The organism is uncultured Ralstonia sp., from assembly GCA_913056305.1.
In the GTDB taxonomy this organism is placed as follows: Bacteria; Pseudomonadota; Gammaproteobacteria; order Burkholderiales; family Burkholderiaceae; genus Ralstonia.
In genome coordinates this window covers 1-16,390 of sequence record CAJXMR010000021.1, presented here as the reverse complement: position 1 = coordinate 16,390, position 16,390 = coordinate 1, and the positions used below count along the sequence as shown (strand labels likewise).

Annotated in this window: 11 protein-coding genes, 1 tRNA gene and 2 pseudogenes; 5 read left to right on the top strand and 9 right to left on the bottom strand. The window is 62.7% G+C overall.

The features are described 5' to 3' along the window. The first annotated feature begins 15 nt into the window (after nucleotides 1-15). Nucleotides 16-594, top strand: coding sequence for a DUF2889 domain-containing protein (locus QZ609_RS05955; RefSeq protein ID WP_295492221.1), 579 nt, complete (start codon nucleotides 16-18; stop codon nucleotides 592-594). Nucleotides 595-666: 72 nt separating this feature from the next. On the opposite strand, the pseudogene QZ609_RS05950 reads toward QZ609_RS05955, so the two are convergent. Next, a pseudogene (locus QZ609_RS05950) lies at nucleotides 667-873 on the bottom strand (IS6 family transposase); the annotation flags it as partial. A gap of 546 nt (nucleotides 874-1,419) precedes the next feature. On the opposite strand from QZ609_RS05950, the gene QZ609_RS05945 reads away from it, so the two are divergent. Together QZ609_RS05945 and QZ609_RS05940 are read left to right on the top strand one after the other, a co-directional pair. Then, nucleotides 1,420-2,589: a porin gene (locus QZ609_RS05945; protein WP_295492219.1), complete on the top strand. Its 1,170-nt coding sequence runs from the start codon at nucleotides 1,420-1,422 to the stop codon at nucleotides 2,587-2,589. A 158-nt stretch (nucleotides 2,590-2,747) separates the two neighbouring features. Then, nucleotides 2,748-4,046 carry an anaerobic sulfatase maturase gene (locus QZ609_RS05940; RefSeq protein ID WP_295492217.1) on the top strand — a complete coding sequence of 433 codons (1,299 nt, stop codon included), beginning with the start codon at nucleotides 2,748-2,750 and terminating at the stop codon, nucleotides 4,044-4,046. Nucleotides 4,047-4,774: 728 nt separating this feature from the next. Here QZ609_RS05940 and QZ609_RS05935 read toward each other — a convergent pair. From QZ609_RS05935 to pepN, 5 genes are all read right to left on the bottom strand, one after another. Continuing rightward, nucleotides 4,775-5,299 (bottom strand): site-specific integrase, encoded by a 525-nt coding sequence (locus QZ609_RS05935; protein ID WP_295492215.1) that lies wholly within the window; start codon nucleotides 5,297-5,299, stop codon nucleotides 4,775-4,777. Nucleotides 5,300-5,388: 89 nt separating this feature from the next. Further along, the gene (locus tag QZ609_RS05930) at nucleotides 5,389-6,030 is read right to left on the bottom strand and encodes a replication protein RepA (protein WP_295492267.1); all 642 of its coding nucleotides are present in this window, start codon (nucleotides 6,028-6,030) and stop codon (nucleotides 5,389-5,391) included. Nucleotides 6,031-7,080: 1,050 nt separating this feature from the next. Beyond that, a tRNA-Thr gene (locus tag QZ609_RS05925) sits at nucleotides 7,081-7,156 on the bottom strand. Between the two features lie 76 nt (nucleotides 7,157-7,232). After that, a complete protein-coding gene (locus tag QZ609_RS05920; protein ID WP_295492213.1) occupies nucleotides 7,233-8,249 on the bottom strand; it encodes a class 1 fructose-bisphosphatase in 1,017 nt (338 codons plus the stop codon). 41 nt (nucleotides 8,250-8,290) lie between these two features. Next, nucleotides 8,291-10,993, bottom strand: coding sequence for an aminopeptidase N (gene pepN / locus QZ609_RS05915; RefSeq protein ID WP_295492211.1), 2,703 nt, complete (start codon nucleotides 10,991-10,993; stop codon nucleotides 8,291-8,293). Nucleotides 10,994-11,147: 154 nt separating this feature from the next. Here pepN and QZ609_RS05910 point away from each other — a divergent pair, with 154 nt between their 5' ends. Beyond that, the gene (locus QZ609_RS05910) at nucleotides 11,148-11,789 is read left to right on the top strand and encodes a DUF4136 domain-containing protein (RefSeq protein ID WP_295492209.1); all 642 of its coding nucleotides are present in this window, start codon (nucleotides 11,148-11,150) and stop codon (nucleotides 11,787-11,789) included. Between the two features lie 305 nt (nucleotides 11,790-12,094). Beyond that, nucleotides 12,095-14,416, top strand: a complete 2,322-nt coding sequence (locus QZ609_RS05905) for an NADP-dependent malic enzyme (RefSeq protein WP_295492206.1) — start codon at nucleotides 12,095-12,097, stop codon at nucleotides 14,414-14,416. Between the two features lie 98 nt (nucleotides 14,417-14,514). Here QZ609_RS05905 and QZ609_RS05900 read toward each other — a convergent pair whose 3' ends face one another. The 3 genes and pseudogenes from QZ609_RS05900 to QZ609_RS05890 form a co-directional block, all read right to left on the bottom strand. Beyond that, nucleotides 14,515-15,585, bottom strand: a complete 1,071-nt coding sequence (locus QZ609_RS05900) for a porin (protein WP_009241107.1) — start codon at nucleotides 15,583-15,585, stop codon at nucleotides 14,515-14,517. Between the two features lie 152 nt (nucleotides 15,586-15,737). Next, nucleotides 15,738-16,262, bottom strand: coding sequence for a 2-oxo-4-hydroxy-4-carboxy-5-ureidoimidazoline decarboxylase (uraD, locus tag QZ609_RS05895; RefSeq protein ID WP_009241106.1), 525 nt, complete (start codon nucleotides 16,260-16,262; stop codon nucleotides 15,738-15,740). Then, nucleotides 16,259-16,390, bottom strand: a pseudogene (locus QZ609_RS05890) (allantoinase); the annotation flags it as partial. The gene uraD and the pseudogene QZ609_RS05890, both read right to left, overlap by 4 nt.

Here is a 16,390-nt window from a genome sequence, read left to right as displayed (position 1 = left end):
AGAGACAGATAGGTCATGAGCGAAAAAAGCAGCGCAGACACCAGCGATACGCGCCGCCGTATCCACACACGCGCCGTCGAATGCGTCAGCTACCTGCGCCCGGACGGCTTGTGGGATATCGAGGGGCGGCTGAGCGATTCCAAAACCCATGCGGTGCCGCTTGCGGAGGGTAGCGTGGTGGCAGCCGGAGAACCTTATCACGGCATGTGGGTCAGGTTGACGATTGACGACGACTTCGTCATCCGCGACGTCGCCGTGCAGATGCCGAACGTGCCGACCAGCGAATGCCGTGGCGCAGCTCCGGCCTACGCTAAGCTGATTGGGGAGCGAGTTGCGCCCGGCTTTTCGCACAAGATCAAAACGCTGTTTGGGGGCGCCGGCGGCTGCACCCACCTCTCTGAACTGTTGCTGCCGATCGCGACCACGGCCTTCCAAACGATTCCGATAGGGCGGGCAATGATTGCCCCGCGCGATGCGCACGACGTGGAGCGCTTCGCGCGCTCGAGGCGTGGCCTGATCGGCACCTGCCACGCGCTACGCGTAGAAGGGCCGATTGCGCAGCGCTATCTCAAGGAAGAAAAGCTCAGCGGGTAGGTTGACAGAAGGGCAGACAGAGGGCCGACTGAGGCAGAGGGTGCCGGTTGGTCCGATCGGCGTTGTCAAGTTGGCCGCCTTGACCCGAGGGGCGAAGTCCGCGCCGAATTCGTCGCACCAGCAGCGGATTGTCTCGTCGCTGACAGTCACGCCGCGTTCGAACGGCAATTCCTCGATGTCGCGCAGGCTCAGATTGAATCGGCGATGCCAGCGGATGGCGCCGCTGATGACGGCTGCGGGGAAGCGGTGGCCGTGATCGAGCGATTTCGCCTTCTTCATCGCGCCATGCTACCCATGGCTGCATCGCCACAGCCACGAAGTCGCACGGGTGTACGCGTCGTCCTACTTGGCGATCGGCCACACTCAACCTGACACTGCCCAAGCAGTGATCCAGCAAGCGCGTCTGAACTGGGCTTGGAGCACAGTGCGGTCGCCTGATGCGCAGCTCAAGCTGCAAGCACTCCACCACGGTCGGGCGATAGCGCGGTTGGCGCAACGGGCGGCCTTGCATTTCGTGTCGACATGCACCGGGTGAGACAAGAGATTTCGCTCGGATGACAAGTTCGATGCGGGTCGACCTCCTAATCTGAAGGCATCGAAATCAATACGTAAGAAGGTATAACCCCTCACGCGTTGAAGGCCGTCTTGCGCTGCGTTGCCACGCGCTTTGCAACAACCGTGGATGGAGCGTCGCTGCGCGTGAGGACGCTGCACTTCGCCGTAGTGGTTGAATCAGTTTGGGTTTTACACCGGCTCACAGTAAGCCACTCCCGGGCATGCGATCGCCTCCCGGGATCACAACGCAAGAAGAGGAGACACTGCAGCATGAAGTTGAAACATATCGCGTTTGCGTCACTGCTCGCCTGCGCGAGCACAGCTTGGGGACAGTCAGGCGTGACCCTGTATGGCGTCACCGACGTGAATCTGGAATTTGCCAACAATGTCGGCGCGGTACCGCAGGCTGCGAACAAGTACAGCCCAGGTCCGGCGAACCATGTGGTTCGCATGGACTCCGGCGGTCTGGCCGGTTCGCGCTGGGGGCTACGCGGGGTGGAGGATCTTGGCGGCGGGCTCAGCGCGCTGTTTGTGCTGGAAAGCGGCTTTGGTCTGAACAACGGCTCCTTGCAACAGAGCGGTCGACTTTTTGGCCGCCAGGCGTTCGTGGGTCTGAAAAGCGCGCAGTTTGGCCAGATTACGTTTGGGCGCCAGTACGCGTCGATGTTTGAGGGGCTTGCCAACTTCTCACCGACGGCTTACGCGACGCAATATGAACCCGCCGTCTTGCAGGTTGGGCCGAATTACCGCCTCGACAACACAGCCAAGTACACGGGCACGTTCGGTCCGGTCACGGCGGTTGCGCACTGGTCGTTTGGCGCTGGCTTGGCGCTGCCACCGGCCAGCCCGGCTGCCCCGCAAACGGTGGTTGGCGGCAATGGTGAGGTGCCGGGGCAACTTCACCGCGATTCCGCATATGGCACGGGCTTGACCTACGACAGCGGTTCGTTTGCAGCGACTGTCGGCTACGACCAATACAACCCGACGATCGGCACGGGAACAGGGTCCTTCCGCAAAGCGGCAATTGCGGCGAGCTACACCTTGGACAAAGTGAAGGTGATGGGCGGTTATCGGTGGGGTAAGAATATCGACCAGACCGGTGCCACGTTGCTGCGCGATGACATGTACTGGGTCGGTGCAAGCTATCAGGTCGCGCCGGCATTGACCCTGACAGGCGAGTTTTACTACGACAAGCTCCGGAATCTGTTCGGGAGCACACAGAATGCGAATCCTTGGCAGGTGGCGCTCGTTGCTGACTATGCGCTGTCTAAGCGTACCGATGTCTACCTAACCACCGCGTACGCAAAGAATGCCGGTCTGACGCTGGATTCTGCAGCGACTGCCTACGCCACCAGCCTCTCGCTTGGCAACAGCTATGCCCTTGGCGCTGGTCAGACCTCGATGATGGGTATTGCGCTGGGGATTCGTCACAAGTTCTGAACGGCCGGCCCACTCAAATCCATTGGGCGTGCTGTGCAGTGCGTTTCATTCTGGTCGGTATTGGGGGGAGCTTGCTCCCTCTCTTTTTTCTTATAAGACGTGAGGCCCGCCGGCTGCCTGAATGCAAGGGGGCTTGCCCATCACGGTGAGGTTTTGCCATGTCCAACTGCCATACAAATGATGCGACGAACTCGGTGCCTGGCTCTGGCTTCCATCTGATGGCCAAGCCGGTTGGGCCGCTGTGCAATCTGGATTGCAGCTATTGCTTCTATCTGGAGAAGGAGTCGCTCTATGAAGAGCGGCACCGCTTCCGCATGTCGGACACTGCGCTCGATGTCTACGTTCGGCGCTATATCGAGTCGCAACCAACACCGGAGGTCGAATTTACTTGGCAGGGTGGAGAGCCGACGCTGATGGGCTTGGACTTCTTTGAGAAGGCCGTCGCGTTGCAACGCCGGTATAGGAATGGCAAAACCATCCGAAACACGCTGCAAACAAACGGAACCCTGCTGGACGAACGCTGGGGCGCGTTTCTGGCAGCCGAGGGCTTTCTGGTGGGCATCAGCCTGGACGGCCCGCGCGAGCTGCACGACCTGACGCGTCGCGACAAGCAGGGCCGCTCCAGCTTCGACGATACGGTGCGCGGGCTGGGCATTCTGCAACGCTTCAACGTGCCGTTCAACGTGTTGGTGACTGTGTCGGATGCGGTCTCGTGCCAACCCCTGACCATCTATCGCTTCCTGAAGGGCTTGGGCGTGCGGCACATGCAGTTCAACCCGGTTGTTGAGCGTGTACCGCGCGCACAGGAACAGGCTATCGGGCTGCACTTCGCGGCACCACCAGAATTCTCCCGTTCACCAATCGTGCGCAAAGCGATCGATCAACCTGTTGAGATGAGCACGCAGAGCGTTGTTCCCGAAGCCTGGGGTGATTTCCTGATCGCCATCTACGACGAATGGGTGCGCAACGATATTGGCGATATCCACGTGATGAACTTCGAGTGGGCATTGGCGGCGTGGTGCGAGCTACCCGCCACGGTCTGCCTGTTCTCCGAGCGCTGCGGCCGTGCCGCTATCGTTGAGCACGACGGTAGCGTCTACAGTTGCGACCACTTCATGTATCCGGAATATCGTTTGGGCAATCTGCAGGAACGAGGTGCGGCGGAATTGCTCAACTCAGCGCAGCAACAAGCCTTCGGTAACGCCAAGGCTGATGCCTTGCCAGGCGTCTGCCGTCGTTGCGAATATCGTTTCGCATGCCACGGTGAATGTCCAAAGAACCGCTTTGCGGTCTCTGTTGACGGCGAGCCCGGACTGAATTTCCTCTGCGCCGGCTACCTCAAATACTTCCGGCACATCACGCAGACCATGAATGCGATGGGCAAACTGCTTGCGCACGGGCAACCAGCCGCACTGATCAAGGAAGCGTTCAAGGGGCCACTGCTTGTGAAGCTGTGATCGGCGTGCGCGCGACCTAGCAAGTGTCGAGATTCACTGTCAAGAGAGCCCACTTAGCGGAATCGTGGGATCTAATGCCAATCAACAGAATTCGCCAGCGCAAAGCCGGTACCTATTGATTTGCACGGAATCCTGACCTACCTCGGGTGGGTCAGGACTCTCTGCAAATCAACAGGCAGGCAAGCCAGTGCTCTCCTTGGCACGGAAACGAATCGACCTAGGGGCGGCGCGCTTCAATAGAAAAGACGCAGCGAGGGCTGCGTCTGAAGGACGATGGTGAGAAGAGAGAAGCGGCGCATCGTCGCAGCCAAGAGTAAGCGGCTGCGAAGCGCCGTGCCAAGGGTGAATGCAAAAACACTAAATTCTATTGTTGATGTCGTGAAATTCACGTACTGACATCGGATTGTCGTGATTTTCCGCCTGGCCCAACTTAACTCGAAGCGAATGGAATCCGTAGCGTACAAGCCTGCTTGTCGCATCCAAGCTTCGACGCTCTCGCGAGTCTGTTCGGTTAGACGCTGCTGCATCAGCATTGTCTGCCACTCAGCTCCGGCAATGCGTCGAAATCGACGCAACTGAACGAGGGGCTATTGAGGCGAGGGCGCAAAACGACGCAACTTTGACGTACCCGGGGCGGCCAAGCTCTTGTCTTTGCGCTATACGCGCCGAAATCAACGCAGAATCGACGCAGCCTTGACGCATCTTTGGCTCCCATGGGCAGGGCACTCCTAGCCTTGCTTCAGTTTGTTCCGCCGGTTTGCGCTGGCGATCTTGAAGCGAGCAAGTTTGTCCACCTTGGGTGAATGCTTGACTGAGCGCGACGTTTTGACCATGACTGGCTTGGCGCGCTCGCTTCCTCTCTTGCCATGGACGGCGCGACCGTATCGCCCGATGCTGTAATCCGATAGGTGTCCCATGAACTGTGCGGCCTCTTCCAGCGACAAGGTTGGATCGGCCTTGAGATCCGATGCGGCTTGGTGGCGGAAGCAATACGGGCTGATCCGAGTCCGAATCTTTGGGAACGTGGCTTTGCCCAAGGCGACGATTGAGTTGTAAAGGTAGTCTGCATCGTGGCTGACCGCAGCATGGCCGATTCCGTTGGACGCTACATCTGTGGCCGCCATCGACAGTAGGACCGCGAGAGCTGGGTGCGGTTTCCCCGTGACTGGCGTCTTGAATACATAACGCCTCTTCGGTTGGCCGCGTTCTGGTTGCTTGGCGTTGCTGCACTTCGCACCCGTAATCTCGATCACGAGTCCATCTCTTAGGCATGCCACAGGCTTCTCCACAGCCGGCCTTTGGCCGCGCGTGCTCATGAAATCCCGTTCTTGAGCCGGCTTTTTCATGAGGCGCGCTTCGGTGGAACAGGGGGAGATGCGTGCCTGAGACGAAGTCCGCCTCTGACGGGCTCAATCGCTTGGCGAGCCTCGGGGTAGACGGCAAGGGCGACCTTCAGAGCCCTGTTCATCTCTCTACGAAAATTGCTGCTGTCCTTGTATTCGTCGCCAAACTGATCTTGGAGCGCCCTCCACGAAATGGTCTGTGGCTGATCGATTTGGGTCAGTCTGTGCGCAAGCCACGTGTAAACGTCGATATCCAATGCGGCACCGCCAATCGCTCGCAAAGCTCGGCGATCAATCGGTACGCCCGCGCCTTTGAGTGACTCGTAGTAGCTCTTCGAGAGGAGGAGTACCCCCGGCCAGCGGCGGTTTCGAGTACTGCCATCACTCGACCATGCATCGAACTGTTCGATGGGTTGATCATTGAAGGTGCGGCCCCGGTAGCCGAGTTGCACCCTGCTCGCTGCGAGCGCGTGTAAATGGAGCCTGGCGGTTTTATACCGGTTCCCACCTTGGTTTTCTTGCCCAATGAGCCGCAGAAGGTCGGTGATGTCCTCGCCGATCGGTATTTCCCGAGTTCTATGCCTGATAGCGTAGGTATTCATGTACGCCATCAAGTGTCGCGGTGCAGGCCCATATGGCACGGGCTGCAGGACTGGGCCCTGTCCTTCATCAAGATAGCCGGCGCTTACGCAAATCCACGCGTTACCAAACTGGCGCTTGAAGGAGGCTCCCTCGGTTTGGCGGCGAGGTAGGCCGACCTGGCAGAAAATTGAGTGGGTGAAAGCGATGTCATCGCCCTTTGGTGGGGCCCTGTCGATTGCAGCACCGGCATCGATGAGAGCTTCCGAGCGGCTCTGGCGAGGGGAGCGCTCTGCGCGGGGCAAAGCGACCGCAGTTTCTTTGGGATGGTTCACTTGCCAGCCCCCTCTGCACCTGCCAAGCGACGCTCAAGCTGCTGTCGCTTTGTTGGCCGGCCAACTTGCCTGGCTTGCGAAGTTGCTACCGCTAGGCCCTGAGGGCGCTTCGTGCTGCCCGTTTGAGCGTCGGCGATAGCCCTAGCTGGCTGGACATGTCGTTCGATCCAATCAAGAACATCCTGCTTCCGCCACAACAGCTTGCGTTGACCCGGCAAACGGAGGATTGGAGGCAGACGATCGAATCGGCCTGATGCGATGTCTGAGTAGACGGTGGCAGGTTTGCGGTGGAGTAGCGGACATAGCTGACTAAGCGTCAGCAGTTCGACTTGATGCTGGGAAGACATGGGCGAACTCCGGCGGCCCACACGTCAATACGTGCAAGCTACCGAACGTGCGCACCAGCCGAAGACCTAGACGCTGGAGTAGCGTTGTGTCCGTGGCGGGCCGGGTGGCCCTCAGTGGGTTCCTCGCCATGCATGCGGGCTCTGTTTCGCTTCGCTCCGACTCCGTTCGTACTAGTCGGCTTGCATGTCGTTAATCCGAGCGGACGGTGCTTGTCCGAACGAACCCCAAATCTCCCGATCTGGGTAAAGGCTCATGGGTACTGGATGTTTGGATTCTGTATGGTCTAGCCATGCCAGTCAAGCTGGCGCGACTTTCGTCGTCCCAGTGCACGGGACAAATTTGGGACAGTCCGGAACCAAAAACGTCCCAAATTGACCCCAATAGACCAAAGAAAAAACCGGCCTAAGTGGCCGGTTTTTAAGGAATTCCTGGTGCCGCTGACCGGAATCGAACTGGTGACCTTCGCATTACGAATGCGCTGCTCTACCGACTGAGCTACAGCGGCGTCGGAAACAGCGATTCTAACAGAACTTTTTGGCGCACTGCAAGAACCGCCGAAACAACAACGTTACGCGCCCCAGTTACGCCGTTTTTTCTGCCTCGTGGTGGTACTGCGTGACACGGTCCACCTCGTTCTTCGAGCCCAGGACCACCGCCACGCGCTGGTGCAGCTTCTCGGGCTGGATGTCGAGGATGCGCTGCTGGCCGTTGGTGGCCGCGCCGCCGGCCTGTTCCACCAGGAAGGCCATCGGGTTGGCTTCATACATCAGGCGCAGCTTGCCGGCCTTGCCCGGCTCGCGCTTGTCCCACGGATACATGAAGACGCCGCCGCGCGTGAGGATGCGATGCACGTCGGCCACCATCGAGGCGATCCAGCGCATGTTGAAATCCTTGCCGCGCGGGCCTTCAGTGCCGGCCAAGCACTCGTCGATGTAGCGGCGCACGGGCGGGGCCCAGTGGCGCATGTTCGACATGTTGATGGCGAATTCCTTGGTATCGGCCGGGATCTTCACGTTGGGGCTGGTCAGGATGAAGCTGCCCACCTCGCGGTCGAGCGTGAACATGTGCACGCCATTGCCGACGGTGAGCACCAGCGTGGTCTGCGGGCCGTACACGGCGTAGCCGGCGGCAACCTGCTTGGCGCCGGGCTGCATGAAGTCGGCCTCGGTCACGGTCTGGCCGGCCTTGGGCATGTGCAGCACCGAGAAGATCGTGCCGATCGACACGTTCACGTCGATGTTGGACGAGCCGTCGAGCGGATCGAACAGCAGCAGGTATTCGCCCTTCGGATAGCGATGGGGGATCTCGTAGAACGATTCCATCTCTTCCGAGGCCATGGCAGCCAGGTTGCCGCCGTATTCGTTGGCTTCGAGCAGGACTTCGTTGGCGATCACGTCCAGCTTCTGCTGGGTTTCGCCTTGCACGTTGCCGGTGCCGGCCGAGCCGAGCACGCCGGCCAGCGCGCCCTTGTTGACGCTGTGCGAGATCGCCTTGCAGGCGCGCGCCACGACTTCGAGCAGCAGGCGCAGCTCGGCCGGGATGGTGTTGTGCTCGCGCTGCTCTTCGATCAGGTAGCGGGTGAGGTTGATGCGCTTCATGGGTTCTCCTGAGACGGGCGCGATTTTACCTGACGCAATGTTCACGCCAGCGCCTTCCCGACGATCTCGCGCACATCGCGCGACAGGCTCGGGTGTGCCGCCACGCGCTTGAGTGCGTCCTGCATGGCGTCGCGCAGGGTGGGCACGTACTTGCGCCAGCGGTCGAGCGAACGCGCCAGGCGTGCCGATACTTGCGGGTTGATCGCATCGAGCGCCAGCACCTGCTCGGCCCAGTAGGCGTAGCCGGAACCATCGGCGGCGTGGAACTGCGCGGGGTTGCCCGAGCAGAAGCTGAAGATCAGCGAGCGCGCGCGGTTCGGGTTGCGCAGCGTGAAGGCCGGGTGCGCCATCAGCGCGCGCACGGTCGCCAGCGTCGGCTTGCCGGCGCCGCCCGGCTGCATGGCCTGCAGCGAGAACCACTTGTCGATGACGAGCGGGTCGTCGGCAAAGCGCGTGTAGAAATCGGCCAGCGCGGCCTCGCGGCCCGGGGCGTAGCTGGTGACCATGGCCGACAGCGCGCCCATGCGATCGGTCATGTTGGTGGCGCGGGCGTATTGCTGCTCGGCCAGGGCCAGCGCTTCGGGGGTTTCCGTTTCCACCAGATAGCCGAGCGCGATGTTCTTGAGTGCGCGCTTGCCGGCGGACACCGCGTCCGGCGTGTAGGCGCCTTCGGTCTGGTTGTCCTGGTAGGCGTGCAGCAGTTCGGTGTTGAGCGCTTCGGCCAGCGTGCGGCGCAGCGTGCGGCGTGCGGTGTGGATGGCGGCCGGGTCGGCCACGGCCATGCGCTCGGCCAGGTAGCTCTCGGCCGGCAGGATCAGCATCTGCTTGCGGAAGGCCGGGTCGAGTGCTGCATCGGCCAGCACGGCACGCAGCGCTTCCACCAGGGCCGGGTCGACCACCGGCGCGCGACCTTGTTGGATGTCGGCCACCATGCGCAGCAGCGTGTCGGTGGCCAGGCGCTGGCCGGCTTCCCAGCGGTTGAACGGGTCGGAATCGTGCGCGAGCTGGAAGGTGAGCTGCTCAGTGGTGTAGCCGTATTCGACGATGACCGGCGCAGAGAAATTGCGCAGCAGCGAGGGCAGCGGCGCATCGGCCACGTCCTCGAACACGAAGGTCTGTTCTGCCTCGGTGAAGTCCAGCACGCGCGTGGTGACCGGCGAGGGCGATGCGGTTTCGCCGCGCAAACACAGCGGTAGGTCGCGACCTTGCTTGTCGATCAGGCCAACGGCAAACGGAATATGGAACGGCTGCTTCTGGATGCCGCTGGTGGTCTCGATGCCGACCGGCTCGCAGCGCTGGCGCAGCGTAAGCGTGTAGGTGCGCGCGGCAGTGTCGTGGCGGCCCTCGACGGTAACGACCGGCGTGCCTGCCTGGCTGTACCAGCGGCCGAACTGCGTGAGGTCGCGGCCGTTGGCATCGGCCATGGCGGCGCGGAAGTCGTCGCAGGTGACGGCGTGGCCGTCGTGGCGCTGGAAGTACAGGTCCATCCCTTTGCGGAAACCGTCGCGGCCGAGCAGGGTCTGGTACATGCGCACGACTTCAGCGCCTTTCTCATACACCGTGACGGTGTAGAAGTTGTTGATCTCTTCGTAGCTGTCGGGGCGCACCGGGTGGGCCATGGGGCCCGCGTCTTCCGGGAACTGCACCTGGCGCAGCATGCGCACGTCCTCGATGCGCTTGACGGCGCGGGCGCTCGCGGCCGCCGCTTCGTTGCCGCTCTGCGCTGCCATGTCCGCCGAGAACTCCTGGTCGCGGAACACCGTCAGGCCTTCCTTCAGGCTCAGCTGGAACCAGTCGCGGCAGGTGACGCGGTTGCCCGTCCAGTTGTGGAAATACTCGTGGCCGACCACCGATTCGATGTTGGCGAAGTCCACGTCCGTGGCGGTCTCGGCATTGGCCAGCACGTACTTCGTGTTGAAGATGTTCAGGCCCTTGTTCTCCATCGCGCCCATGTTGAAGTCGCCCACGGCGACGATCATGAAACGATCGAGATCGAGTTCCAGGCCGAAGCGGCGCTCGTCCCAGCGGACCGAGTGGATGAGGGAATCCATCGCGTGGCGGGTCTTGCCCAGGTCCTGCGGCTCGACCCACACCTGCAGCAGCTTCTCCTTGCCCGAGGCGGACTGGATGCGCTCTTCGATGCATTCGAGCTTGCCCGCCACCAGCGCAAACAGGTACGACGGCTTCTTGAACGGGTCGTGCCACACGGCTTCGTGGCGGCCATCCGGCAGATCGCGCTCAGAGACGAGGTTGCCGTTGGACAGCAGCACCGGGTAGTCCGCCTTCGACGCGCGCAGGGTGACGGTGTAGACCGTCATCACGTCCGGGCGATCGAGGAAGTAGGTGATCTTGCGGAAGCCCTCGGCCTCGCACTGCGTGAAGAAGTTGCCGTTGGAGACGTACAGCCCCATCAGCGACGAGTTGGCTGCCGGGTTGCAGAAGGTGGTGAGTTCCAGCGTGAAGCTGGCGCCGACCTCAGCCGGCACGGCATCGATAGTGAGCGTGTCGCCGTTGGCTTGCAGGCCTTGCAGCGCCTGGCCGTCGAGCGTCGCGCCCGCCAGCTCCAGCCCTTCGCCCACCAGCACCAGCGGCTTGGCCGCGGCGGTGCGCGTCATGCGCAGGCGGTTGACCACGCGGGTGCGCTCGGGCACCAGATCGATCTCGAGCGCCACTTCATCGATGCGGAACGCGGGGGCGGCGTAGTCCTTGCGGTAAATCGTCACGGCGGTATCGGTGCGCAACATCGGTAACATCCTCGCATTCGTTCGCAAAAGACCATTGTACTCAGCCACCTCGCGGGAATCTTCCGCGCGCCGCGTGACTCTGAGTAAACAGACGCGGCGCATGGCTTTGCGGCATGCGCGCGAATTATCTGACTGAGCCTTTGGGGGATCATCTATGTGGAACTGGATCAAAGCGCACGGCCGCTGGACCTTGGCTGGCGCCTTGGCGGCTGCCAGCCTGCTGGCCGGCTGCGCCAGCACCGTCACCAGCCAGGTGACGGCGTTCAAGCAGCCCGGCTGGGATGACACGCCGCCGCGCACCTACGCGTTCGAGAACACTGCAGCGCAGCAAAACGACCTGGAACGGCAGACCTACGAGGCCTGGACCAGCGACCAACTGGCCGCCCATGGCTTCACCACGGCACCGCAAGCCAGTGCCCGCTACCGCGTCCGCCTGACCTATTCGACCGCCACGCGCCTCGTGCAGGTCCGCCAGCCGGTCTACCCTGACCCGTACTGGGGGCCGGGCCCGTGGGGCCCCTGGCGCGGTCCGTGGGGGCCCTGGGGCCCGTGGGGTCCGCAGTACGTCGACACCAACGTCCAAGTGCCGTTCTATGCCTATCACGTCGAGATTGACGAGGCGGCCTCTGGCAAGCGCGTCTACCAGGTGAGCGCCCAGACCCAAGGCGGCGATGGCTCGCTGACCACCGTGATGCCCTACCTGATCCGCAGCGCGTTCGCCAATTTCCCGGCGCCGAATGCGCAGCCGATCCTGGTCGAGCTGCCGGTTGATCCAAAGGTGAAACCGGCTAAGTAGTTAGGTAGTTCATCCCGTAGGCTGGGCGGCCCGTCTAGGCTAGAATGCCTCACCTAATTTGCGGGCCGCCCAGCCGTACTCTCGCTTGAGCGTTGTTATCCCTCCCCATCTCGCGCCGGCCGCCACCCCTGGCCAGCGTCGACTGCGCACCGTCGCTACCGCGATGACGGTGTTCCGCGACTCCTGCGGCCTCGCTCCCGGTTTCCCATCGATTTTCGCTTTCCCGTACCAGGACGCTTCTGCCGGAATGTGAACGCGCGCACGTGCGTTCCATCTGCGGAACGTCCCTCCAGGATGTCATTGATATGAACGACAAGCTCCACGACGCCTCGCCCGATACGCAAGACCAAGGGGCCGAGGCCGAACTGCGCCGCGCCGCGCTCGAATACCACCGCTCGCCGACGCGCGGCAAGATCGAGGTGCGCTCGACCAAGACGCTGATCAACCAGCGCGACCTGTCGCTGGCGTACTCGCCGGGCGTGGCCTACGCGTGTACCGAAATCGAGCGTGACCCGTCGCTGGCCGCCGAGTACACCTCGCGTGCCAACCTGGTCGGCGTGATCACCAACGGCACCGCCGTGCTGGGCCTGGGCGACATCGGCCCGCTGGCCGGCAAGCCGGTGATGGAAGGCAAGGGCTGCCTGTTCAAGAAGTTCGCCGGTGTGGACGTGTTCGACATCGAACTGGCCGAGCGCGACCCGGACAAGATCGTCGACATCGTCGCGGCGCTGGAGCCGACGCTGGGCGGCATCAACCTCGAAGACATCAAGGCGCCCGAGTGCTTCTACATCGAGCAGAAGCTACGCGAGCGCATGAACATCCCCGTCTTCCACGACGACCAGCACGGCACGGCCATCATCTCGTCCGCCGCGTTGCTCAACGGCCTGAAGGTGGTCGGCAAGCAGATCGGCGAAGTGAAGGTGGCGGTGTCGGGCGCGGGTGCCGCGGCCATCGCCTGCCTGGACCTGATGGTGAGCCTGGGCGTCAAGCGCGAGAACGTCTATGTGGTCGACTCGAAGGGCGTGATCTTCGTCGGCCGCGACGCCAAGATGGAGCCGACCAAGGCCCGCTACGCGCAGGACACGCAGGCCCGTACGCTGGCCGACATCGTGCGCGATGCGGACGTGTTCCTTGGCTGCTCGGCCGCTGGCGTGCTGACCGCCGACATGGTCAAGACCATGGGCCCGAAGCCGATCATCCTGGCGCTGGCCAACCCCGAGCCGGAAATCCGCCCGGAAATCGCCAAGGCCGCGCGTCCGGACTGCATCGTCGCCACGGGACGTTCGGACTACCCGAACCAGGTCAACAACGTGCTGTGCTTCCCGTACATCTTCCGCGGCGCGCTCGACTGCGGCGCGACCAAGATCACGGAAGAGATGAAGCTGGCCTGCGTGAAGGCCATCGCCGAGCTGGCCGAAGCCGAGACCAACGATGCCGTGGCGCAGGCCTACGCTGGCCAGGAACTGAGCTTCGGCCCGGACTACATCATCCCGAAGCCGTTCGATTCGCGCCTGATCGAGAAGATCGCGCCGGCGGTGGCCAAGGCCGCGATGGAATCCGGCGTGGCGACCCGCCCGATCGCTGATCTGGACGCCTATCGCCAGAAGCTGAGCGACTTCATCTATCACACCGGCATGACCATGCGTCCGGTGTTCTCCGCCGCCAAGGCCGCGCCCAAGCGCGTGGTCTATGCGGAAGGCGAAGAAGAGCGCGTGCTGCGCGCGGTGCAGACTGTCGTTGATGAAGGCTTGGCCAAGCCGATCCTGATCGGCCGCCCGCACGTGATCGAGATGCGCATCCAGAAGGCCGGCCTGCGCCTGAAGCCGGGCGTGCACTTCGAGCTGGTGAACCCGGAAGACGATCCGCGCTATCACCAGTACCACACCGAGTATCACGAGCTGATGGGCCGCAACGGCGTGACGCCGGACATGGCGAAGTCGCAACTGCGCCGCTCCAACACGCTGATCGGCGCGCTGCTGGTGCGCCTGGGCGATGCCGACGCGATGCTGTGCGGCACCGTTGGCCGCTTCGATGCGCACCTGGAACACGTGCGCGACGTGATCGGCCTGGCGCCCAACGCCAAGGTCTTCGCCGCCATGAACGGGCTGATGCTGGAGAAGCACACGCTGTTCATTACCGATACGTTCGTCAACGAGACCCCGAGCGCCGAAGAGCTGGCCGACATCACCAAGCTGGCGGCGGAAGAAGTGCGCCGCTTTGGCCAGGAGCCGAAAGTGGCGATGCTGTCGCACTCAATGTTCGGCTCGTCGAAGAGCGCGTCGGCCCGCAAGATGCGCGAGGCGTACGACCTGCTCAAGGCCGAAGCGCCCGAGTTGCAGGTGGAAGGCGAGATCCAGGGCGATGCGGCGCTGTCGGAAGACATCCGCCACCACTTCCTGCCCAAGAGCGCCTTTGCCGGCAGCGCCAACCTGCTGGTGATGCCGACGCTGGACGCGGCCAACATTGCGTTCAACCTGCTCAAGGTCACGGGCGGGCAGGGCGTGACGGTGGGCCCGATCCTGCTGGGCGCGGCCAAGCCGGTGCACATCCTGAACCCGGCGGCCACCTCGCGCCGCATCGTCAACATGACGGCGCTGGCGGTGGCAGACGTGTCGGCTACGCGTTGATTGGTTGATCCAACTGTTGGGCCGCTGAAGGTTGGCGGCCCAAAAGAAAACGGCGCCTGGGGAAAGTCCAGGCGCCGTTTTTCTTTGCTGCCGACTGCTTAGAACTTCGCGCGGATGCCCACGCCGAAGGTGTCTGCCGAGCTGAGGCTCGTCACCTTGTCGCGCATGTACGCGGCGTACACGTCAGTGCGCTTGGACAGCGAATAGTCGTAACCGACCGCCCACGTGTTGCGCTTCACGTCAGCCGCACCCGAAGTTTTGGTGTACGCGTACGACGCCAGGATGCTGCCCGGGCCCACCGGCACCGACATGCCCAGTTGGCCGCCGTTGCTCTTCGCGTCCCCCGAGTTGATGGCGTTCTTGATGTACTGGTACTGGCCGTAGACCTTGGCCACGCCAAAGTCGTACGTGGCACCGAGCTGCGCGGCCGTCTGACGCGAGAAGCCTGCCACCAGTGCGTTCAGGTCACCCGGGGCGGAGTCGAAGCGCACCTGCTGGAAAGCCGCCGTGGCTGCGAAGTTGCCATGGAAGTACAGGAAGTTGCCGCCCCACTTGTTCTGGCCGTTGTGGCCGGCTTGCTCGCCCGCGCCGTAGATGAAGTTGGCGGTCAGACCGTTGAAGTCCGGCGTCGAATACATGATCGCGTTGTTCCAGCCCGAATCGCCCACCAGACCCGAGATACCGCCGGGGCCGCGCAGGCCGTTGCCGAGGTACGTGTGGAACACCATCGGCGAGAACGTGTACGAATCGATGAACGGGTTGAACAGGATCGTCGATACGAAATACGGCGGCGTCAGGCGGCCGAGCTTGATCGAACCCCACGTGCTCGATTGCAGGCCGACGAACGAGTTGCGGGCGAAGAACGTATCGCCGTCAAAGCGCCCGTACTTGCCGGTGTCCGGGCGGAAGAACGCTTCCAGCGTGAAGATCGCCTTCAAGCCATTGCCCAGATCTTCGCTGCCCTTCATGCCCCAGTACGAGGTCGACATACCGCCCGAGTTGACGCCCCAGGCGCGATCCGATGCGCCCAGGGTCTTGGTGGCGCCCGCCCAGGCATCCACCTGGCCGTACAGCGTGACGGACGACTGCGCCTGCGCACCGGCACTTGCTGCCCCCAGTGCCGATGCCACTGCCAGCGCGGCCATGCCACGCTTGAATTTCGACTGCATTGCTACCTCCTTTGTTGTTGAAAGTCACTGCAGGTTGCGCTGCATTCTTTGATGCAGTCACAGGCCGGCTGGTCAGGCTCCATGCCGGACGGTGTCCCATGCCCCATGACACCGCGCCCACAGCGTTGTTTTTTGCTGCTGAACCTGAGAAATCAGTTGGCGGCGATCAAATCGGCCAGACGGAAACCCGCGATGCGATGAATCTGTTCGAGCGATGCACGCAGCTCGGTATCGCGGTCGTTTTCCACGCGCTCGCTGAAGTTGTCGATGATGCCGTGGCGGTCATAGCTGCGCACCGCCAGGATGAACGGAAAGCCGAACTTCTCGTTGTACTGCGCGTTGAGGGCCTGCAGGCGTGCAAACTCTTCCGGCGAGCACTGGTTCAGGCCCGCACCACTTTGCTCGCGCGTCGACTCGGCGGTCAGTTCACCGCGCACGGCCGCCTTGCCCGCCAGCTCGGGGTGAGCGCGCACGAGCTTGAGCTGCGGCTCAATGCCGGCGGTGTCCACGGCATTGCGCATGGCAGCCGCGAGCGCCTCGGCCGAGGCGAACGGGCGCTGCGTGGCGGCCTGTTCGGCAACCCACGGGGAGTGCTCGTAGACGCCGCCGAGGACTTGCACGAACTGCGACGCGTCCATGCCGTTGAGTTGCGAGAGGGTGTAGGTGGTCTGGCTCATGCTGTGGTGCTCAAAACGGGTTGCTTGGCATACGGATGGTTCTGGATCCAGTGCTGCGCGATGTCGATACGGCGGCAGATCCAGACCTTGTCGTGCGATTGCACGTAGTCGAGGAAGCGCTGCAGCGC